17 protein-coding genes and 1 riboswitch are annotated in these 21,704 nt (G+C 67.4%); of the genes, 6 read left to right on the top strand and 11 right to left on the bottom strand.

What is annotated here, in order from left to right:
* Positions 1-4: 4 nt before the first annotated feature.
* Positions 5-1,522 carry an amidohydrolase family protein gene (locus tag AC5P68_RS03015; RefSeq protein WP_331283608.1) on the bottom strand — a complete coding sequence of 506 codons (1,518 nt, stop codon included), beginning with the start codon at positions 1,520-1,522 and terminating at the stop codon, positions 5-7.
* 137 nt (positions 1,523-1,659) lie between these two features.
* Between AC5P68_RS03015 and AC5P68_RS03010 the strand changes: the two genes are divergently transcribed.
* Positions 1,660-2,217, top strand: coding sequence for a DUF3228 family protein (locus tag AC5P68_RS03010; RefSeq protein WP_033834446.1), 558 nt, complete (start codon positions 1,660-1,662; stop codon positions 2,215-2,217).
* A 75-nt stretch (positions 2,218-2,292) separates the two neighbouring features.
* On the opposite strand, the gene AC5P68_RS03005 is transcribed toward AC5P68_RS03010, so the two are convergent.
* The 3 genes from AC5P68_RS03005 to ahcY form a co-directional block, all read right to left on the bottom strand.
* Positions 2,293-2,778: a hypothetical protein gene (locus AC5P68_RS03005; RefSeq protein ID WP_012479167.1), complete on the bottom strand. Its 486-nt coding sequence runs from the start codon at positions 2,776-2,778 to the stop codon at positions 2,293-2,295.
* Entirely contained in the window at positions 2,778-3,251 is a 474-nt protein-coding gene (ybaK, locus tag AC5P68_RS03000; protein ID WP_049402356.1) for a Cys-tRNA(Pro) deacylase, read from the bottom strand. The genes AC5P68_RS03005 and ybaK overlap by 1 nt, the downstream gene beginning before the upstream one ends.
* A 247-nt stretch (positions 3,252-3,498) precedes the next feature.
* Entirely contained in the window at positions 3,499-4,944 is a 1,446-nt protein-coding gene (gene ahcY, locus AC5P68_RS02995) for an adenosylhomocysteinase (protein WP_231522710.1), read from the bottom strand.
* Positions 4,945-4,980: 36 nt separating this feature from the next.
* A riboswitch (S-adenosyl-L-homocysteine riboswitch) is annotated at positions 4,981-5,064 on the bottom strand.
* Between the two features lie 120 nt (positions 5,065-5,184).
* Here ahcY and AC5P68_RS02990 point away from each other — a divergent pair.
* Together AC5P68_RS02990 and ppc are read left to right on the top strand one after the other, a co-directional pair.
* Positions 5,185-7,701, top strand: coding sequence for a S9 family peptidase (locus tag AC5P68_RS02990; protein ID WP_231522709.1), 2,517 nt, complete (start codon positions 5,185-5,187; stop codon positions 7,699-7,701).
* Between the two features lie 172 nt (positions 7,702-7,873).
* Positions 7,874-10,585, top strand: a complete 2,712-nt coding sequence (ppc, locus tag AC5P68_RS02985) for a phosphoenolpyruvate carboxylase (RefSeq protein WP_231522708.1) — start codon at positions 7,874-7,876, stop codon at positions 10,583-10,585.
* 87 nt (positions 10,586-10,672) lie between these two features.
* Here the strand turns inward: ppc and AC5P68_RS02980 are convergent, their stop codons facing one another.
* Positions 10,673-11,179 (bottom strand): acyl-CoA thioesterase, encoded by a 507-nt coding sequence (locus AC5P68_RS02980; protein ID WP_005412266.1) that lies wholly within the window; start codon positions 11,177-11,179, stop codon positions 10,673-10,675.
* Positions 11,180-11,320: 141 nt separating this feature from the next.
* Positions 11,321-12,532 carry a methionine adenosyltransferase gene (gene metK, locus AC5P68_RS02975; protein WP_005408103.1) on the bottom strand — a complete coding sequence of 404 codons (1,212 nt, stop codon included), beginning with the start codon at positions 12,530-12,532 and terminating at the stop codon, positions 11,321-11,323.
* Positions 12,533-12,856: 324 nt separating this feature from the next.
* On the opposite strand from metK, the gene olsF reads away from it, so the two are divergent.
* The 3 genes from olsF (at position 12,857) to AC5P68_RS02960 (ending at position 16,566) form a co-directional block, all read left to right on the top strand.
* A complete protein-coding gene (gene olsF, locus AC5P68_RS02970) occupies positions 12,857-14,572 on the top strand; it encodes a bifunctional ornithine lipid synthase OlsF (RefSeq protein WP_033834452.1) in 1,716 nt (571 codons plus the stop codon).
* On the top strand, positions 14,569-15,369 hold the full coding sequence (locus tag AC5P68_RS02965) for a UDP-2,3-diacylglucosamine diphosphatase (RefSeq protein WP_033834453.1): 801 nt from the start codon (positions 14,569-14,571) through the stop codon (positions 15,367-15,369). The genes olsF and AC5P68_RS02965 overlap by 4 nt, the downstream gene beginning before the upstream one ends.
* Before the next feature lie 138 nt (positions 15,370-15,507).
* Positions 15,508-16,566, top strand: coding sequence for a metal-dependent hydrolase (locus AC5P68_RS02960; RefSeq protein WP_049402352.1), 1,059 nt, complete (start codon positions 15,508-15,510; stop codon positions 16,564-16,566).
* 48 nt (positions 16,567-16,614) lie between these two features.
* Here the strand turns inward: AC5P68_RS02960 and AC5P68_RS02955 are convergent, their stop codons facing one another.
* From AC5P68_RS02955 to AC5P68_RS02935, 5 genes are all read right to left on the bottom strand, one after another.
* A complete protein-coding gene (locus tag AC5P68_RS02955; protein WP_005408109.1) occupies positions 16,615-17,442 on the bottom strand; it encodes a class I SAM-dependent methyltransferase in 828 nt (275 codons plus the stop codon).
* A gap of 57 nt (positions 17,443-17,499) precedes the next feature.
* Complete coding sequence (dusB, locus tag AC5P68_RS02950; protein ID WP_012479176.1) at positions 17,500-18,495, bottom strand: tRNA dihydrouridine synthase DusB; 996 nt, start codon at positions 18,493-18,495, stop codon at positions 17,500-17,502.
* Between the two features lie 147 nt (positions 18,496-18,642).
* Positions 18,643-19,074, bottom strand: a complete 432-nt coding sequence (locus tag AC5P68_RS02945; protein WP_049402351.1) for a hypothetical protein — start codon at positions 19,072-19,074, stop codon at positions 18,643-18,645.
* Between the two features lie 149 nt (positions 19,075-19,223).
* Positions 19,224-20,189, bottom strand: a complete 966-nt coding sequence (locus AC5P68_RS02940) for a ribokinase (RefSeq protein WP_005408114.1) — start codon at positions 20,187-20,189, stop codon at positions 19,224-19,226.
* Between the two features lie 25 nt (positions 20,190-20,214).
* Positions 20,215-21,513, bottom strand: coding sequence for a NupC/NupG family nucleoside CNT transporter (locus tag AC5P68_RS02935; RefSeq protein WP_019661098.1), 1,299 nt, complete (start codon positions 21,511-21,513; stop codon positions 20,215-20,217).
* Between the last annotated feature and the right edge of the window lie 191 nt (positions 21,514-21,704).

The following is a 21,704-nucleotide window of genomic DNA, read 5'->3' as shown; positions in this document are numbered from 1 at the left end:
GCCGCTACAGCTCGGCACTGACCGGGCTGGTGATGAATCCCCACAGCAGGCGTGCCATCACTGCGGGCGAGCGTGCCTGCCTGCGTGCATAAGTCTGTAGCGCATCCAGCCGCGGGCGGTCATAGAGGTGGCCGGCCAGCAGCACGGCATGCACGCGGCGGGTATTGGCGATGTCGTGCAGCGGGTTGCCATCAAGCAGCACCAGGTCTGCGGCTTTGCCGGCCTCGACGCTTCCATGCGATGCCTGCCGTTGCAGATGACGTGCGGCCTGCAGCGTAGCTGCGCGCAGCACGTCGGCCTGGCTCAGGCCGGCCTGTCGCAGCCACTGCAGTTCATCGTGGTAGCGGAAGCCGCCCAATCCGGTATCGGTGCCGACCAGCACGGTGACGCCGGCACGATGGGCCGCACCGGTGAGAGCCAGGCCATGCTCGAAGTAGGTCTTCAGTGCGTCTTGGCCGCGTCGGCCGGGATAGCGCGCTGCGGTGGCCTGCAGGTCATCACGCCACGCCCAGCGTGAAAGCGGGTCCAGATAGGCCAGGCGCGGATCGTCGACGAAGGCGGGGTCGCTTGCGCGTGCATCTTCTTCGCGGGTGACATGGGTCGGTACGAACGCGGCACCGCTGGCCTGCATCAAAGCGAACGCCTTGTTGCAGAGCGTGGGCTGATAGCTGGCAACCATGCGTTCGGCCAGTACGATCGGGTCTTCGCCGTCGAGCGTGCCACCGCGCCATGCCGCCGCGTTGTCGAAGCAGTGGCGCACGAACAGATGGGCGTGCTCGAAGCTGCGCTGGCCCGCCTGCACCGCGTCGTCCAGAGGCACCGCCTTGGGCAGGTGGCCGACCAACGGACGGCGCAGCTGCTGCGCCTCGGTGGCCAGCCGCTGATAGGTGTCCGCACGCAGCCGGTTGTAGACCTTCAACGCGTCGACCCCGCGCGCGCTGTACGTCCGTGCACGCGCAGCGGCGGCCTCCGGCGTGAGTGACGGATCTTCGAAGTAGAAACTGGCGATCTGTACGAAGCGCGGTGCAACCTGCTGCCCGGCAATGGCCTGTGCGGTCCAGCGGCGCTTGTCGGCCACGCAGGCGATCAGCGGATCGGTGGTCTGCGGGCAGTCCATCATGTCACGGGTGCCGGTGATGCCGTTGGCCAGCATCAGCGGGAACTGCAGCTGCGGCGACAATTGCAGTGCATGGGTGTGCATGTCCCAGAAACCGGGCAGCAGCCAGCGGCCGCCGGCGTCGAGCACGGGAAGCCGCGCGTCCTGCGGATCTTCCCCAATGGCAGTGATGGTGCCGTGGCGCACTGTCACGGTGGTGGGTTCGCTGACCTGGCCGCGCGCCACGTCCACCACCCGCGCATTGACGATCACGCGGCTGTTGCCCGGCTCGGGCAACGGCGGAGCCGACAGCGGCCAGAGCAGAGCGGCGGCGAACAGCAATGGCGGCGCCAGCAGGAGGATGACCAGTACGATCGGCCACTGCCGACGGTGGGCGGAACGGGGCAATGCGCATGCTGCATCCATGAGCCGGCGATCCTTGTAGTGGGTCGCCCGCAGGGTGCTGCAAGCGGGACGCTGGCGCCAGTGACCATCGGCATCCGGCCCTGTCTGCCTCCGGGGCGGTTACCCTGTGCAGCAGAACTCCTGATCACACCCGCGCCATGTCCATCGTCCTCACCGATTTCGCCCGTCCCCGCCTGTTCCCGCGCGTGCCGCGTGGCAACACCATCCAGGACTGCACTGCCGAGCAGTTCGAGGCACACCTCAATGCGCATGCGCCGCTGAAGGTGCTGGATGGCTACGCGCCGTTCTGCAAGCTGTTCGTCTACGAGAACTGGACCAGCACGCGCTGCCTGACCGTACCGATCACCGAGGCCAACCGCCACCTGCTGCGCAGTGGTTACGAAGCGCGCAACCGCGAGGAACTACCGGTGCTGGTGCGCTGGTTCGAGGGCGTGGAATCACCGCGTGCGAACTACCTGGTGGTGATCCTGTACAGCGCCGGGCAGCTGGCCAGGGAAGGCTCGCCGATCGAGGCCGACTGGGGCATCGTCGGCTGCATCTACACCGCCGAACCGGAAGAGGTACCGATGGCGCCGATCACGATGATGCGCAATGCGCTGGGCGTGGACGAGGGCGGATCCGGCGTGCCGCTGGACCGCGAAGCCTACCGGCGTTCCGTCGAGTTCTGGGAGAACAACGCGAACTGGCGGCCGTGAGCAACATTTGTCATCCACGCATCGCGTGAATGTGCGGACCGCAGTAGAGCCACGCCATGCGTGGCCGCTTGGCCTTCACGCAGCTTTCCATTCCCACCACGGGTAATGGTACTCGCGGTCGATGGCCTGCCAATGCTGGCCGCATTGCGTGCAGGCAACGGCGTGGCAGTCGCCCCAGCAGCCCTCAGCCTCTTCCACAGAGAGCAGCTGCATCTGTCCTTGTTCAATCAGGCGACGGGGATCGAAGAACGGGTAGCCGGGGTTGAGCGCGCACAGGCAACCCTCGCGTGCACGCCAGTAACGCAGCCGACGCAGGGCGGCCTTCAGATACGCCTGGTTGCTGATCAGCATGCCGCCAAGCGCGATGCCCTGGCAGCGTTGTTCGATCAGATCCACATGTGCGCTCAACGCGTCCAACGATGAGGCACTGAACAGTCGTGCGACGACGCGGGCGGCATCGGTGATGCGCGTCGCGTCGCGCGACAACAGGTCCTGCAGCAGCACATCGGCCTGTGCATCGTCGAGCCGGGGTATCGGCGCTGCAGACCACGGCCAGCGCATCAGCGTGACTTGCCGATGGCGGCGTAGTTGCCGGTTGTCAGGCGCAGCAGATCGGCCGGCGCCAGTTCCACTTCCAGGCCACGGCGACCGGCGCTGACATGCAGGCTGGGCAGCGCTTCGGCGCTGGCGTCCAGGAATGTGCGCAGGCGCTTCTTCTGCCCGAGCGGGCTGATGCCACCCACCAGGTAACCGGTCGCGCGCTGCGCGGCGTCAGCAGCAGCCATCTCGCACTTCTTGCAGCCGGCGGCTTCGGCCAGTGCCTTCAGGTCCAGCTGGCCGGCCACCGGCACGATCGCCACCAGCAGTTCGTGTGTCTCGGTGCTGGCCAGCAGGGTCTTGAAAACCTGGGCCGGATCGAGGCCGAGCTTGTCGACAGCTTCGCCGCCATAGGATTGGGCGTGGGCGTCGTGCACGTAGCTGCGCACGGTGTGGGCGATCTTCTCGCGCTTGAGCAGGTTGATGGCCGGGGTCATGGCTGCATCGTAGCGCGCGCTGGGCGCGTTGCCTTGACCGAAGCTACTGCCGGAGCATCCACGCATGGCGTGGATCTACCGTGGGGACTGGATGCGGGGTGTACGACCATACGCAAACGCAGAACGGACGCCCGAAGGCGCCCGTTCTGTCTGCATCTGTTGCCGGGGTCAGAGCCCCTTCCTGCGGAAAGGGATCCGACCCTGCGTACGCCGGTAGTGCCGGCCGCTGGACGGCACTCCGCAGGCATCAGTAGCGGTAGTGGTCCGGCTTGAACGGGCCTTCCACCGGCACGCCGATGTAGTCGGCCTGTTCCTGGCTCAGGGTGGTCAGCTTCACGCCGATCTTTTCCAGGTGCAGGCGGGCCACTTCTTCGTCCAGCTTCTTCGGCAGCAGGTAGACCTTCTTCTCGTAGTTGTCCTTGTTCGCCCAAAGGTCGATCTGTGCCAGGGTCTGGTTGGCGAAGCTGTTGGACATCACGAAGCTCGGGTGGCCGGTGGCGCAGCCCAGGTTCACCAGGCGGCCTTCGGCCAGCAGGAAGATCGCGTTGCCGTTCGGGAAGATGTACTTGTCCACCTGCGGCTTGATGTTGACGTGCTTGATGCCGGCGAACGACACCAGCGCATCGACCTGGATCTCGTTGTCGAAGTGGCCGATGTTGCAGACGATGGCCTGGTCCTTCATCGCGCTCAGGTGCTCGATGCGGATGATGTCCTTGTTGCCGGTGGTGGTGACGTACAGGTCGGCACGGCCCAGGGTCGATTCGATGGTGTTGACTTCATAGCCTTCCATCGCCGCCTGCAGGGCGCAGATCGGGTCGATTTCGGTGACGATCACGCGCGCGCCGTAGGCACGCAGCGAGGCGGCGCAGCCCTTGCCGACGTCGCCGTAACCGCAGACCACGGCCACCTTGCCGGCCAGCATCACGTCCATCGCGCGCTTCAGGCCGTCGGCCAGCGACTCGCGGCAGCCGTACAGGTTGTCGAACTTGCTCTTGGTGACCGAGTCGTTGACGTTGATCGCCGGGATCAGCAGGGTGCCGGCCTGGGCCAGCTGGTACAGGCGGTGCACGCCGGTGGTGGTCTCTTCGGAGACGCCCTTCCAGTCCTTGACCACGCGGCCCCAGTAACCCGGGCGTTCCTTGGCGACGCGCTTGAGCAGGTTCTTGATGACCTGTTCTTCGTGCGAGGACGAGGCGGTGTTGACCCAGTCACTGCCGTTTTCCAGCTCGTAGCCCTTGTGGATCAGCAGGGTCACGTCACCGCCGTCGTCCACCACCAGCTCCGGGCCGGTCAAGGTGCCATCGGCCAGGGTGAAGGTCAGCGCGTCCAGGGTGCAGTCCCAGTACTCTTCCAGGGTCTCGCCCTTCCAGGCGAACACCGGGGTGCCGGTGGCGGCAATGGCGGCAGCGGCGTGGTCCTGGGTCGAGAAGATGTTGCACGAGGCCCAGCGCACGTCGGCGCCGATGTCCTTCAGGGTCTCGATCAGCACCGCGGTCTGGATGGTCATGTGCAGCGAGCCGGTCACGCGCACGCCCTTCAGCGGCAGCTCGGCCTGGTACTTGCGGCGGATCGACATCAGGCCCGGCATTTCGTGCTCGGCAATGTCCAGTTCCTTGCGGCCCCAGTCGGCCAGCGTGATATCGCGGATCTTGTAGTCACCTTCGGTGGAGAAGGTCTTGGCAACAGCGTTCATTCGTGTGCTCCGGTTGTGGACGAGCGGATGCTCGCATCTAGCCGGGCGCCGTTGTTACAAAGCCACCTTACCGAGCCTGGCCGGGCCTCGTGGGATCCGGTCGCAGCGCCCCTCGGCAGGGGAGAACCCCCATTATATCGCGGCCCCGGCGTGACATCGGGATGACCCAACCATCGGCAGATGGGGCCGCGTGCACGGCCTGTTAAGGTCGGTGTTTTCACGCATCACACAGGTGGAACGATGAGCATGCACGCGCGCCGTACTCGGCGCTGGACCGGCCTGGTCCTGTCGATGGGACTGCTGGCGGTGGCCCCGCTGGCCTGGGCCGCAGCGCCGCAGCCGGTGGCCGCACAGGCCCAGGGCGTCAACGGCTACGAACTGCCGTCGGCCGCGCTGCAGGCGGTGGTGGACGCGCCGCGTGCACCCTCGTTGTACCTGTCGCCGCGCCGCGACGTGGCCGCGATGATGCAGATGCCGTCGCTGCCTTCGATCCAGGTGGTGGCGCAGCCGGAACTGAAGCTGGCCGGCCTGCGCATCAACCCGCGCACGTTCTCCGACAGCCGCTTCAGCTTCGGCGAGAAGCTGTGGCTGATGAACGTGGCCGACGGCAAGGAGCGGCAGATCAGCGGCCTGCCTGCCAAGCTGTCGATCGCCAGTGTGACGTGGTCGCCGGACCAGAAGTGGCTGGCCTTCAACCAGGTCGACGCCGGCAGTGGCGCCAATGAACTTTGGCTGGTGGACGTGGCCGGCGGCAGCGCCCGTCGCCTGGTTGCCGGCCTGAACACGGTGATCGGCAGCGGCTACCAGTGGCTGCCGGACAGCCGCGGACTGGTGGTGTTCACCCGCCCGGCCAACCTCGGTGCGGCCCCGGCCGCCGACGGCATTCCGACCGGCCCGGCCGTGCAGCAGACCAGCCAGGGCGGCGGCGTGGTGTCGATCCGTACCTACCAGGACCTGTTGAAGAACGAGGCCGATGCGCGCCAGTTCGATTACTACGCGACCACCCAGCCGATGGAAGTCAGCCTGGATGGCAGTACCCGCGCGATCGGCGCGGCCGGCATCTTCATGGGCTTCTCGGTGTCGCCGGATGGCCGCTTCGTGCTGCGCCAGCCGGTACAGCGCCCGTATTCGTACGTGGTGCCGGTGGACAGCTTCCCGCGCCGCATTGAAGTGATCGACCGTGCCAGCGGCAAGCTGGTGCACACCGTGGCCGTGCGCCCGCTGGTGGAAGGGCTGCCGACCGGCAACGACGCCGAAGTGACCGGCGTGCGCGACATCCGCTGGCGCGGTGATGCCGACGCCACCCTGGTCTGGGCCGAAGCGCAGGACGGCGGCGACCCGAACAGGGACGCCAAGGTACGCGATGCGGTGCTGATGCAGGCCGCGCCGTTCGACAAACCGCCGGTCACCCTGGCCCAGCTTGGCAGCCGCCTGGCCGGCATCAGCTGGGGCCGCGGTGACCTGGCCCTGCTGACCGAATCGTGGTGGAAGACCCGCAGGACCAAGACCTGGTTGATCGCCCCGGACAACGCCAGTGCCGAGCCGCGCCTGCTGTGGGACCGCGATGCGCAGGACCGCTATGCCGATCCGGGCCGGCCGCTGTTGTCCAGCGACGACCGCGGGCGCTCGCTGCTGCAGACCAGCGCCGATGGCAGCAGCCTGTATCTGGCCGGTGCCGGTGCATCGCCGGAAGGCGATCGTCCGTTCGTGGACCGCTTCGACATCGCCACGGGCAAGGCAACCCGCCTGTTCCACTCGCAGGCGCCGAGCTATTCGCTGCCGGTGGCATTGCTGGACAACCAGGGCAGTTCGCTGCTGCTGAGCCGCGAGAGCCCGGACGAGCCGGCCAACTTCTACGTGCAGTCGCTGGCCGATGCTGGGAGCGCACCGCGCGCGCTGACCCACTTCGCCCATCCGCTGCCGCAGCTGAAGGGCGTGCAGAAGGAGCAGATCCGCTACAAGCGCAAGGACGGCGTCGACCTGACCGCGACCCTGCTGCTGCCGCCGGGCTACGACCCGAAGCGCGACGGCCCGCGCCCGCTGCTGATGTGGGCCTACCCGGGTGAGTTCAAGAGCGCAGCCGCGGCCAGCCAGGTGACTGATTCGCCGTACCGCTTCAACGCGGTCAGCTACTGGGGCCCGCAGGCGTTCCTGGCCAAGGGCTACGTGGTGCTGGCCAGCCCGTCGATGCCGATCATCGGCGAGGGCGACAAGGAGCCGAACGACACCTACATCGAACAGCTGGTGGCCAATGCACAGGCGGCGGTGGATGAAGTGGTGCGCCGTGGCGTGACCGATCGCGAGCACATCGCCATCGGCGGCCATTCCTACGGTGCGTTCATGACCGCCAACCTGCTGGCGCATACGCGCCTGTTCAAGGCGGGTATCGCGCGCAGCGGCGCCTACAACCGTACGCTCACGCCGTTCGGCTTCCAGGCCGAGGAGCGCAACTACTGGCAGGCGCAGGACGTCTACCAGAAGATGGCGCCGTTCAACTACGCCGACAGGATCAAGGACCCGATCCTCTTCATCCACGGCGTGGACGACAACAACTCCGGCACCTTCCCGATCCAGAGCGAGCGCATGTTTGCTGCGGTGAAGGGCCTGGGTGGCACCGCGCGGCTGGTGATGCTGCCGAACGAATCGCACGCCTACCGCGCACGCGAATCGATCATGACCATGCTGGCCGAGAGCGAGCGCTGGCTGGAGCAGACCATCGGCCCGGCCGAGCAGGGCAAGGCGAAGAAGAAGCGCTGACCGGGCCTGGTAGTGCCGGCCGCTGGCCGGCAACCTCATGGAGACATGCAACCTGAGGTTGCCGGCCAGCGGCCGGCACTACCAGATGAAACCAATTTTGCATCGCAGCACGACGCCCGATATGGGATAGGCTTGGGGCCTGGATCCGTTGACCGAGGCCTGTGCGTCGCCGATGAACGAGTACCGCAGCAGCATCGAATTTGCTTCTCCCGATCTTCCGCTTCGCGATGATGTGCGCCGACTTGGCGCGCTGGTCGGTGACCTGCTGGTTGAACAGGTGTCGGCAGCGTTTCTCGACGATGTCGAAGACGTGCGCACCCGCGCCATCGCCCGCCGCGAGAATCAGGCGCCCCTGTCCGAGCTGGCCGAAGGCCTGGCCGGGCGCACGCCGCAGCAGGCCGAGACCATGGTGCGGGCGTTCAGCACCTACTTCCAGGTGGTCAACATCGCCGAGCGCGTGCATCGCATCCGCCGTCGCCGTGACTACCAGCGCGCCGGTACCGCAGGTGCGCAGCCCGATGGCCTGCAGGACGCGCTGCAGCACCTGAAGGTGCAGGGCGTGGGCCTGGACGAACTGGCGCAGTGGCTCCCGCGCATCGACATCGAGCCGGTGTTCACCGCGCATCCGACCGAAGCCGTGCGCCGCGCGTTGTTGGAAAAAGAGCAGCTGATGGTGGCCAGCCTGGTCGACAACCTCGACGGCCAGCGCACCCCGGGTGAGGCCGCCGCCGATGCCGCGCGCTTCCGCATGGCGCTCACCGCGTCGTGGCAGACCACCGATTCCTCACCGGTGCGGCCGACCGTGGATGACGAGCGCGAGCACGTCGGCTTCTACCTGGTGCAGGTGCTGTACCGGGTGATCCCGGTGCTGTACGAATCGCTGCAGCAGGCGCTGCGCGATACCTACGGCGAAGAACTGCCGCTGCCGCGCCTGCTGCGCTTTGGTACGTGGGTGGGCGGCGACATGGACGGCAACCCGAACGTGGATGCCCACACCATCCGCAATACGCTGGATGCGCAGCGGCAGGCGGTGCTCGGGCGCTACCAGAAGGAACTGCTGCAGCTGGCCAGCCTGCTCAGCCAGTCCACCGAGCGGGTAGGGGTGAGCGATGCGCTGCAGGCGCGCGTGGCGCAGTACCAGCAGCTGCTGCCGCAGGTGCAGTCGCGCCCGCGCCACGCCGATATGCCGTACCGCCTGCTCAACGACCGCATGCGCGCGCGCCTGCAGGCCACGCTGGAAGACGGCGAGGGCGCTTACGCCGGCCCGGATGAACTGATCGACGACCTGCAGCTGATCCTCGACAGTTTGCGCGCCAATCGCGGCGAACACGCTGGCGGCTTCGCCGTGCAGCGGCTGTTGTGGCGGGTGAAGACGTTCGGCTTCCATCTGGCGCGGTTGGACGTGCGTCAGGAATCGAGCGTGCATGCGCGCGCGCTGGCGGCGGTGCTGGGCGGCGACCCGGCGTGGGAGGGCCTGGATGCCTTGGGCCGCGCGCGCCTGCTGGCACCGCATGCCAGTGGCGAGGTGCCGTTGCCGAAAGGCGACGACGAGAGCAACCAGCGGCTGGATGCGGTGTTCGCCGCGCTGGCCGATGCGCGTGCGCGGCATGGCAGCGATGCGCTGGGCAGCTACATCATCTCGATGGCGCACGACCGCAGCGACGTGCTGGCCGTGCTGGCGCTGGCGCGGCGTGGTGGCCTGGTCGATGCCGATGGCGGCGTGCCGCTGGACATCGCGCCGCTGTTTGAAACCGTGGACGATCTCAAGCGCGGCACCGCCACGCTGCGCGACCTGCTGGAGGATCCGGTGTACCGCGCGCACCTGCGTGCACGCGATGATGTTCAGATGGTGATGCTGGGCTACTCGGACAGCAGCAAGGACGGTGGCATCGCCGCCTCGCGCTGGGGCCTGCAGCGCGCGCAGGTGGAACTGCTGGAGGTGGCGGCCGAGGCGGGCATCCGGCTGACCTTCTTCCATGGCCGTGGCGGCTCGATCAGCCGTGGCGGTGGCAAGACCACGCACGCGGTGGATGCTTCACCACGCGGCAGCATCGATGGCCGCCTGCGAGTGACCGAGCAGGGCGAGGTGATCCATCGCAAGTACGGCATCCGCGCGCTGGCCCTGCGTTCGCTGGAACAGGCCACCGGTGCGGTGCTGCGCGCCAGCCTGCGCCCGCGTGCCGCCGAGCCGCGCGAGGATGAGTGGCGACCGGTGATGGATGCGGTGGCTGCGGCCAGCAGCGAGGTGTATCGCGGGTTCGTTGGCCAGGCCGGCTTCATGGATTACTTCCGTACCGCCACGCCGATCGATGTGATCGAACGGATGACCCTGGGCTCGCGTCCGTCGCGCCGGCTCGGCCAGGACGCAGCACTGGGCAACCTGCGTGCGATTCCCTGGGTGTTCGCCTGGAGCCAGGCGCGTGCCGTCATTCCCGGCTGGTACGGCGTAGGCAGCGGCCTGCAGGCGGCGGTGGATGCCGGCCACGAAAAGACCCTGCGCGAAATGGCGCGTGACTGGCCGTTCTTCCGCACCTTCCTGGATGACATCGCGATGGTGCTGTCCAAGGGCGATATCACCATCGCCGAGCAGTTCTCGCTGTTGTCGGGCGGCCTGCACGACCGCTTCTTCCCGCAGGTGCAGCGCGAACTGGAACTCACCCGGCACTGGCTGCTGGCATTGATGGACCAGCAGACGCTGCTGGACCACGATGCGCGACTGGCGCTGTCGATCCGCCTGCGCAATCCCTATGTCGATCCGATCAGCGTGCTGCAGGTGGACCTGCTGCAGCGCTGGCGGGCCAGCGGACGCGAGGATGACGATCTGCTGCGCGCGCTGGTGGCCTGCGTGAACGGTGTTTCGCAGGGCGTGCAGAACACCGGGTGAGGTGTCGCGGTAGTGCCGGCCGCTGGCCGGCAACCTCATGATGTCTGGCGGCACGCACGAGGTTGCCGGCCAGCGGCCGGCACTACCTCATTCCTCCGGCGACGGCGGGTTCGACGCCAGCAGTTCCAGATGGCGCTGTTCCATTTCCTGGCGCAGCTGGCGGCGGATCAGCGCGGCCGCCTGGCGGCGCTTTTCGTCCGAGGTGACCGGCTGCAAGGGTGGCACCGGCGTCGGCCGGCCTTCCTCATCCACCGCCACCATGGTGAAGAAGCAGCTGTTGGCGTGGCGCACGCTACGCTTGAGGATGTCCTCGGCCACCACCTTGATGCCGATCTCCATCGACGAGGTGCCCGTGTAGTTCACCGATGCCAGGAAGGTGACCAGCTCGCCCACCGCGATGGGCTGGCGGAACATCACCTGGTCCACCGACAGGGTGACTACGTAGCTGCCGGCGTAACGGCTGGCGCAGGCGTAGGCGACCTGGTCGAGCAGGCGCAGGATCGCACCACCGTGGACCTTGCCGGAGAAATTGGCCATTTCCGGCGACATCAGCACGGTCATGGACAGCTGGTGGGTTTTCAGTTCGGTCGACATGCGGCGGATTGTATCGGCGTGGCGTAGCTCTTGTAGAGCCGAGCCCATGCTCGGCTGCTCTTGTCGCAAGAAAAAGAAAGCCGAGCATGGGCTCGGCTCTACAGAAAGCAGAAGGGCCGCGTGAGCGGCCCTTCGTGTTTCTTACTTCAGCTTTGCATCGGCGCGCAGGGCGGCGGCGCGGTCGGTCTTCTCCCAGGAGAAGGCCGTGGCGTTGACGGTCTCGCCTTCGCCGTTGAGGTAGCTGAACTCCTTCGGCTTGCGGCCGAAGTGGCCGTAGGCCGCAGTCTGCTGGTACATCGGGTGGATCAGGTCCAGCATCTTGATGATGCCGTACGGGCGCAGGTCGAAGTGCTTGCGGATCAGCTTCTCGATCTTGTCATCGCTGATCTTGCCGGTGCCGAAGGTGGTGACCGAGATCGAGGTCGGCTCGGCCACGCCGATGGCGTAGGAGACCTGCACTTCGCAGCGGTCGGCCAGGCCGGCAGCAACCACGTTCTTGGCGACGTAGCGGGCCGCGTAGGCAGCCGAACGGTCGACCTTGGACGGGTCCTTGCCGGAGAACGCGCCACCACCGTGACGGGCCCAGCCGCCGTAGGTGTCGACGATGATCTTGCGGCCGGTCAGGCCACAGTCGCCCACCGGGCCGCCGATCTCGAACTTGCCGGTCGGGTTGATGTGGAACTTGGTGCCCTTGTGCAGCCACTTGGCCGGCAGCACCGGCTTGATGATTTCTTCGCGGACGGCCTCGATGAGGTCCTTCTGCTTGATGCCCGGGGCGTGCTGGGTCGACAGGACCACGGCGTCGATGGCCGAGACCACGCCGTTTTCATAGCGCAGGGTGACCTGGCTCTTGGCGTCCGGGCGCAGCCACGACAGCGGCGAGTTCTTCTTCTTGCGGATCTTGGCCTGCTGCTCGACCAGGCGGTGCGACAGGTGGATCGCGGCCGGCATGTAGCTGTCGGTCTCGTTGGTGGCATAGCCGAACATCAGGCCCTGGTCGCCCGCGCCCATTTCTTCCGGCTTCTTGCGGTCCACGCCCTGGGCAATGTGCGGCGACTGCTTGCCGATCAGGTTCAGCACGCCGCAGGTGGCGCCGTCGAAGCCGACGTCGGAGCTGTCATAGCCGATGTCCGTGATGACCTTGCGGGTCAGGGCTTCCAGGTCGATCCAGGCGCTGGTGGTGATTTCACCGGCCACGATGGCAACGCCGGTCTTGACCATGGTCTCGCAGGCCACGCGGGCGCGCTGGTCCTGGGTCAGGATCGCGTCCAGCACCGCATCGGAGATCTGGTCGGCAACCTTGTCCGGATGGCCTTCGGAGACCGACTCGGAGGTGAAGAGATAGCTGGACATCAGGCGTAATATCCCTTGATTCGGATGGAAAGATGGGCGCGCATGATACACGGGGTGCGCCGCCTGTGCATTGTGAACCTGTACCGGTTGCCGGTGGTTAAGCCCGCGTAGGCCCGGCAAGGGCCGTCCTGACGGGATTGGGCCCCGGCCTCGAGGCCCAGTGTTCCACCAGCGTGACAGCGGGCCGGGTGGCGAGGTGGGGCGGTTGCGGCCCCTCCGGCCGGGGGCGACCGTCATCGTTCTGCCCCGAAACCGCCATCTGGCTGCCGCCTGCCGGGCGCAGGCTGTCGGCCAATCCGGCCGCCGGGCATGAGTGGATCCGCCATGCAGGAACTTGAACAGCGTCTCCAGCAACGCTTTCCCGATTGGTTCCATGGCCGCCGTGGCCAACTGGCGCGGCCATTGCTTCGCAGCGTCGGGCGCTGGTCGCGGTTGGACCAGATCGAAGCGTTCCTGCAGCGCAGTGCAGGATTGCGCGGATTCGGCTTCGTCGCCGCCGGGCTGGAGTTCATCGATGGCCAGTACCAGGTGGATCCGGCCGCGTTGGCGAAGATCCCGGCCACCGGTCGCTTGCTGATCGTCGCCAACCACCCGTCCGGCGCACTGGACGCGCTGGCCCTGCTGGACGCGGTCGGCCGCATCCGCCGCGATGTGCGGATCGTGGCCAACGACCTGCTGGGGGCGATCGCGCCACTGCAGGACCTGCTGTTGCCGGTGCGCATCCTCGGTGGCAAGGCCCAGCGTGGCAGCCTGCACGCTGTGGAGGAGGCGCTGGCCGCCGAGCAGTGCGTGATCGTGTTCCCGGCCGGCGAGGTCTCGCGCCTCTCGCTGCGAGGCATCCGCGATGGTCGCTGGCAGCGCGGGTTCGTCCGCTTTGCCCGTGCCGCCGGGGCGCCGGTGCTGCCGGTACGGGTGGAAGCGCGCAATTCGGCGCTGTTCTACGGCGCCTCGACCCTGTTCAAGCCGGCCGGCACCGCGCTGCTGGCGCGCGAGATGTTCACCCGCCGCGGCCGCCCGCTGCGCCTGAGCATCGGTGAGCCGATGCAGCTGGGCAAGGGCGGTGACCCGGGCGCGCAGCTGCTGTCGGTACGCCGCGCGCTGTATGCGCTGGGCCGCAATGGCGCGGCCGGCAATGCCGCTGCCTTCGCAGGCCCCGAGCCGCTGGCGGCCCCGGTGCCACCCTCGCAGGTCGCCGCTGGGATTGCCGCAGCCACCCAGCTGGGCCAGACCGCCGACGGCAAGCAGATTCTGCTGGCCACTTGTACTGCCGATTCGCCGCTACTACTGGAGCTGGGCCGCCTGCGCGAACTGACCTTCCGCCAGGTGGGCGAGGGCACTGGGCGCAGCCGCGACCTGGACGATTACGACCCGCAGTACGAGCACATCGTGATCTGGGACGCGGCCGCGCAGCGCATCGCCGGCGCGTACCGGATCATGCGCGGCGCCCATGCGCTGGCCCGGCACGGACTGTCCGGGCTCTACAGCGCGTCGCTGTTCCGCTATTCCGACGATGCCATCACCCACATCGCCGAAGGCCTGGAACTGGGCCGCAGCTTCGTGGTGCCCGACTACTGGGGCAGCCGCAGCCTGGACTACCTGTGGCAGGGCATCGGTGCCTACCTGCAATGCAGGCCGGGCATCCGCTACCTGTTCGGCGCCGTGTCGATCAGCGCGGCGCTGCCACGCGATGCGCGCGAGCAGCTGGTGGCGTACTACCAGCGCTATTACAGCGGTACCGCTGGCCTGGCCGAATCGAACCGGCCGTTCCAGTACTTCGCCGCACCGCCGAGTTTCGGTGAGCTGGATGCAGGCGCCGCGTTCGACGTGCTCAAGGCCAACCTGGCCGCACTCGGCACCGGCGTGCCGACGCTGTATCGCCAGTACACCGATCTGTGCGAACCCGGTGGCGCGCGCTTCCTCGCCTTCGGTGTGGACCCGGACTTCAGCGATTCGATCGACGGCCTGATCGAAGTGGACCTGTGCGCGATCCGGCCGAACAAGCGCAAACGCTACCTGCGCGATGCGGGGACGCCGGCATGAGCGTGCTGGCGAACCTGTCGCCGCACCGGCGCGCAGTGTTCGTCTCCGACGTGCACCTGGGTTCACGTCATTGCCATGCCACCGAACTGGCACGTTTTCTCTCGCAGCTGCGCTGTGAGCGTCTGTACCTGGTCGGCGACATCATCGACCTGTGGTGGATGGCCCATCGCCGTGCCAACTGGCGGCAGTCGCACAGCGAGGTCATCCAGGCCCTGCACGCGCTGCGCCGTGCCGGCACCGAGATCATCTACATTCCCGGCAACCACGATGCCTCGCTGCGCCAGGTGTGCGGGCTGATGCTGCCAGCGATGCAGGTGCGCCGCCGCGCCATCCACGTGACCGCCGATGGCCGTCGCCTGCTGGTCGCGCACGGCGACGAGTACGACGGCGTGACCCACTTCGGTGGCCTGCAGGAGAGGTTCGGCGACTGGCTGTACTACCGCATCCTGACCGGCAACCAGGCCTTGAATGCAGTGCGGCGCCGGCTGGGCATGCGCTACTGGTCGCTGTCGGAATTCCTGAAGAAGCGCAGTGGTGCCGCCGAACGCTACATCGAGCGTTTTGTGCAGGCCGGGCTGGATGACGTGCGCCGGCGCGGACTGGATGGCATCGTCTGTGGTCACATCCATCGCGCTGCGTTGATCGAACGCGATGGCCTGGTCTACGCCAACGACGGCGACTGGGTGGAGAGCCTGACCGCGCTGGCCGAAGACCACGATGGCGCGCTGCGCCTGCTCGATCACAACGGCCAGACCCTGGTGAAACTGCCGGGCGCGCGGTTGTCGCAGGCGGCGTAACCCGTTCCGTAGAGTCGACTGTCGCGTGTAGCGCGTGGTTTCCGCAGCCTGATGGGAGAGCAGTCGACCAGCAGTCGACTCTACAGACGCGGTGTCCGGGAGTGAGACGGCGCGCCCGCAAGCCGCTAGCATCGGCCCATGGATTCCCTGACCCAGATCGTGCTCGGCGGCGCCGTCGCTGCTGCCATCGCTCCGCCCGGCCATCGCCGCGCGGCCCTGCTGGCCGGTGCCGCGCTCGGCACCCTGCCGGACCTCGATGCCCTGTGGTTGGGCTTCACCGCCGCCGACCCGGTGGCGAACATGATCGAGCACCGCAGCTTCAGCCATTCGCTGCTGGTGCTGCCCTGGGTGGCGGCACTGATCTGGTGGTTGTTCAGGCGCTTCGGCAACGGCCGCGTCGCGCAGTCACCGGTGCGCTGGTTCTGGGCGATCCAGCTGGCGCTGGTCACCCATCCCGTGCTGGATGCGTTCACCGTCTACGGCACCCAGTTGTGGTGGCCGCTGCGCCCACACCCGACCATGGGTTCCAGTGTCTTCATCATCGATCTTGGCTACACGGTGTGGCTGCTGCTGGGTTGCGTGCTGGCCTGGTTTGGCCGCGCCCGCCCCTGGGCTGGCAAGGTGCTGGGCGTGGCGTTGCTGGTCAGCAGCGCCTACCTGGGCTGGGGCCTGATCGCAAAGGCCCAGGTCGACCGTGCTGCCCAGCAGAGCCTGGCGGCGATGGGTCTGGGCGATGCACCGCGCTTCTCGGTGCCGATGCCGTTCAACACCCTGCTGTGGCGCGTGGTGGCGATGACGCCGAACGGCTACGTGGTGGGCGACCGCTCGCTGGTGGCCGACCATGGACCGATGCAGTTCGAAGGCCATGCGTCCAAGGTGCAGGCGTTGCGCGAAGCAGGGAGCATCCCGGCAGTGCAGCAGCTGACGTGGTTCAACCGTGGCTTCATGCGTGCACAGGTGGTGGATGGGCGGCTGGTCCTGAGTGACCTGCGCATGGGGCTGGAGCCTGACTACACCTTCAACTTCGCCGTGGCCGAGCAGGTCGACGGGCAGTGGCGACCGATCACACCCGAGCAGGTGCGGACGGATTACAGCAGCCCGGCCGCGCGCGCGGATGCCGGGCGCCGGCTGGCGGCGATATGGCAGCGGATCTGGCACGAGCCTGCAGCCTCCGGGACTGGTGCGGCACACCCGTAGATCCACGCCATGCGTGGATGGCGGGACCATCGGCAGTGCTGCGTTGGCTCAATACACCGTCGCGCGGCCCTGCACGAACGAGTAGAAGAACACCGCGTTCGGGTCGTTCTGCACCAGGCGGAACTCGCGGCGCATGCCTTCCACGGTTTCCTCGTCCACCGAGCCGGCCTGCAGCAGCTGGTCGGCGGCCGACAGCAGCAGCTGTTCCCAGAACGCGATCATCGTCTTGCGACGCGCCGGCTCGCGGTTGTCCAGGTGGATGGTCTTGATCTCGGTGTGCACGTCGCGGAAGCCGCCGGCCAGCAGCAGGTTGCCCAGCTTGGCGCCGACGAACGGGTCGCCCCCGTGGTCGTACTGGAAATCGTTGAAGGCCATCCAGTAGCGCCAGATGTGCGGCGAATACGGATCGAGCAGGAACGAGGCATTCATCACTTCGGTGATGTACACCGGCGAACCCGGTGCCAGCACCCGGCGCACTTCGCTCAGCACACGTGCGGGTGACGGCACGTGCTCCAGCACCCAGCACAGGAACGCCGCGTCGAAGCTGCGTGCCTCGAACGGCAGCTCACCGGCATCGGCCTGCTGCAGGGTGTAGCGGTCGCTGCACCACGGCGTGCGCGCCAGGTTCTCGCGCGCGGTGGCCAGCTGCGTTTCGCTCAGGTCCACGCCGGTCACGTGCAGCTCGGGGAAGCGGCGCAGCAGGATCTCGGTCTGTGCGCCCACGCCGCTGCCGACTTCCAGCAGGCGACGTGCGCCGCTGTAGTCGATCTGGCCGAAGATGCTTGACTCCAGCAGCCGGGCCTGGGTCATCAGGCGCTGCTGCTCGGTGCCGGAAAACCCGTGCAGATAGGTCGGGGAGGAAATCGGCGGGGTCATGGTGGGCTCTTGTAGCGTCGAGCTGGCTCGACTGTTCGCAGACGCGGGGCTGGTGGCTCAGGCCGCCGAAGGCAGCGCCGGTTCCCCGGCGATCAGGCGGTCGAAGTATTCGGTGGTCAATGCGATCTGGCTGGCCGGATCCTCGGCACGGTTGACCACCGCGCGGAAAGCGGCATTCTCCGGCCGGTCCTTGGCATACCAGCCCAGGTGCTTGCGCGCGATGCGCACGCCCTGCGGCTCGCCATAGAACGCATGCAGCGCGTGCAGGTGGCCAAGCAGGATGTCGCGCACTTCCGCCAGTGATGGCGGTGGCAGTTCCTCGCCGGTGGCCAGGTAGTGCGCCACTTCGCGGAAGATCCACGGCCGGCCCTGCGCCGAGCGACCGATCATCACCGCATCCACGCCGGTTTCCTTCAGGACGTAGGCGGCCTTCTGCGGCGAATCGATATCGCCGTTGGCGATCACCGGAATGCGCAGCGCGGCCTTGATCTCGCCGATCGTGGCGTACTCCGCCTGGCCGGTGTAGTGCTGGTCGCGGGTACGGCCGTGCACCGCCAGTGCCGCGATACCGCTGTCCTCGGCGATGCGTGCGATCAGCGGGCCATTGCGATGGTCGCAGTCCCAACCGGTGCGGATCTTCAGCGTGACTGGCACGTCCACCGCGTTGACCACGGCCTCGAGGATGCGCGCCACCAGTTGCTCGTCGCGCATCAGTGCCGAACCGGCCCAGGCGTTGCACACCTTCTTGGCCGGGCAGCCCATGTTGATGTCGATGATCTGCGCGCCGTGGTCGACGTTGTAGCGCGCGGCCTCGGCCAGCTGCTGCGGCTCGGTGCCGGCGATCTGCACGCTGATCGGGGCCGGTTCGCCGTCATGGTCCATGCGGTGGATCGACTTGCGCGTGTTCCAGAAGCGCGGATCACTGATGGTCATTTCCGAGGCGGCCAGACCCGCGCCCAGCCGTTTGCACAGCAGGCGGAAGGGCTTGTCGGTGACGCCGGCCATGGGCGCCAGCACGACGTTGGGGGCAATGGTGTACGGGCCGATCTGCATGCGCTCATTGTAGGGCGCGCGCGGCGGTACGGCCGCGTCGGGCGCGGTCCGGTTCAGGCCGATCGGCACCGACCTCATGCCGTACCGGCATCAGCAGATGCTTGACGGTTGCTTCCGCCGCCCCCACGGGCGGGCGATGGTGGGCGGCTACCCCAGGCTCTGCCAGGCCTGGCCGGTACCCAGCGCGAAGGCCAGCCCCAGGCTGAGGCAGACCACTGAACTGACCACCCAGAAGCGCCGGCCGTTGTAGCCGGGCCGGAGCAGGGCCAGCCCGAAGCCCATCGCCGCGCGCAGCAGCAACAGCAGGGCGATGCCCGACAGGACCAGACGGCTGGCCGGCAGCGGCGAATGCCAGCCCGCGGCTGCCAGTGCGTACAGCGTCCAGGCCACCAGCACGGCAGTGATGCCGGCGGTCATCAGCGGCGGCCACCAATGCCCGGCCTGTGCCAGCCGGACCATGCGCTGGCCAGCACCGAAGTACCTGTACCACGCGGCGCCGAAGGCAATGCAGCCGATATGCAGCAGCGCCGCAGCGGCACTGCCTGCGGCCGCGACCAGCAACCAGGGGAATCCGTCCATGTCCTGCCCGTGCAAGGAAGCTGCGCGGATCGTGAGCGAGGGGCAGGATGTGGGCAATGCGACAGGCGGTCGCAGGGGCTGGGCAATGGGCGAAATAAAGGCCCAGGTGCCTGTGCACCCGGGCCTTGTCATCCACGCGTGGCGTGGAATTACTTGGCTTCGGCGTCGGCCGGGGTGAAGCGCGGCATCGCCGCTGCAGCGCCTTCCTTCTCGGTCGAGCGACCGGCGAACTGGTTGGCAAAGCGCACGTGGCGGGCGAACGGTGCATCGGCCACCTGTGCCAGCGACGCAGCCAGCGCACCGTTGAAGGCATCACCGGCACCGGTGGTGTCGATGGCCTGCACCTGTTCGGCACCCACGCGGTAGTACGGCTGGGTATCGCCGCGCAGGTTCTCGTCGGCATGCGACACGAACACGCCCACCGAACCCAGGGTCACCACCACCGTGCCGTTGCCGACCAGCTTGCGGCACAGCGCGTGCAAGCTGGCGCCATCCAGCGCGGCGACGTCGTTGGCATCCACGCGCTCACCGACATGACGGCCGAGCAGGGCGGCGAACTCGGTCTCGTTCGGGGTGATCACGTCGGCCAGCTTGAGCAGGCCGATGGTGGAGGGGGCATCGGCCGGTGCGGTGTTGAGCACGGTGGTGACGCCGGCCTCGCGGGCCGTGGCCAGTGCCGCTTCGATGGTCTGCACCGGCGATTCCAGCTGCACCAGAACCACCCTGGCGCCGGTCAGCAGGGCCTGCTGCTGTTGCAGGAAGTCGGTGCTCAGCGCAGCGTTGGCACCCGGGCCGATCACGATGGTGTTGCGGCCACGGGCATCGACGTAGATGCCGGCGGTGCCGGTCGGTTCGCTGCTGGCTTCGGCGATGAGGCCGAAACCATCCTGCGCCGCCAGTTCGCGCGCGGTGGCGCCACCGGCGTCGTCGCCCAGCGCGCACACGAAGTGCGTCTCGGCACCGGCGCGGCAGGCCGCCACAGCCTGGTTGAAGCCCTTGCCACCGGGGCCGGTGCTGTAGCGGCCGGCAATGGTCGCGCCCGGTGCCGGCAGCGACTCGCACCGCCACACGTGATCGACATTGAAGGAACCGACGACAACGACACTGCTGCTCATAGGAAATCTTTTCTCAACCAGGGGTTCAACTGAAGTGCGTCAGCACGCCGGCGATGGTCGCCGTCATGAAGGTGGCAATGGTACCGCCCAGCACCGCGCGCAGGCCGAACTTGGCCAGGTCGTGGCGGCGCTCCGGCGCCAGGCCACCGATACCGCCGATCTGGATCGCGATCGAGCTGAAGTTGGCGAAGCCGCACAGCGCGTAAGTGGCAATCAGGCGGCCTTCGGCGGACAGGCTCACGCCCGGGATCTGGCCGTTCACGATCTGCGACAGTTCGGTGTAGGCGACGAACTCGTTGATCACGACCTTCTGGCCGATCAGCGAGCCGACGGTGGTGGCGTCGGCCCACGGCGTGCCGATCACCCAGGCGATCGGGGCCAGCAGATAGCCGAAGATGGTCGACAGGTTGGTCGGCTTGCCGATGGCAGCGGCCAGGCCGGTCACTTCGCCCACCCAGGTCAGCGGCGCGTTCAGCAGCGCGATAAGGGCGATGAAGGCCAGCAGCATCGCGCCGATGTTCAGCGCCAGCTTCAGGCCGTCGCCGGCGCCGGCCGCAGCCGCGTCGATGATGTTGCTGGAGGTCTTTTCGACTTCCATCTTCACCGTGCCGCGGGTGAGCGGGGTGCCGGTTTCCGGGATCAGCAGCTTGGCCACGACCAAGGTGGCCGGCGCGGCCATGATGCTGGCCGCCAGCAGGTGCTTGGCGTAGAAAGCCTGCTGCGCCGGATCGCCGCCGCCCAGCATGCCCACGTAGGCCGCCAGCACGCCGCCGGCGATATGCGCCATGCCGCCGATCATCATGGTCAGCAGTTCGGACTGGGTCATCCTGGCGATGTACGGGCGAACGGTCAGCGGCGCCTCGGTCTGGCCGATGAAGACGCTGGCGCAGACGCTGGTGGTTTCCGCGCCGGACACGCGCATCACCTTGGTGATCGACCAGGCCATCACGCGCACGATCGCCTGCATGACGTTGAGGTGGTACATCACCCCCATCAGCGCCGAGAAGAAGATGATGGTCGGCAGCACCTGGAAGGCGAAGATGAAGCCGTAGTTCTTGGTGTCCATCAACGAGCCGAAGATGAAGCCCGAGCCCTCGTTGACGAAGCTGAGGATCTTGACGAAGCCCTTGCCCAGGGCATCGAACACGTCGCGCCCGCCCGGCACCAGGATCACCAGCGCCGCAAAGGCGATCTGCAGGGTGATACCGGTGGCAACCAGCTTCCAGTCAACTGCACGCTTGTTGTTGGAAAACAACCAGGTGATGCCGATCAGCACCGCCAACCCGAACAGGCCGAAGCCGATCCTGCCCAAACCTTCGACCATGTGAGTGACTCCCCTGGGGCGTCGCGAAAAACGGGAAGCCTAGTGCAGGGCAGGGGCCGGGGCAAGAAAAAGCAGCGTGCGCGCACCTAACGGTACCGATCGGGCCAGCAACGGCAAGGGCTTGCGGCCGGTGGCGGCAGGTAGAATGTAGTTCGATCCCGGCCCGGATGCGGGCCCGCAGCAGGAGATTT

The sequence above is a fragment of the Stenotrophomonas sp. YJH_SMC_58 genome, from assembly GCF_059369635.1.
This window is presented reverse-complemented; position numbering and strand designations above follow the sequence as displayed.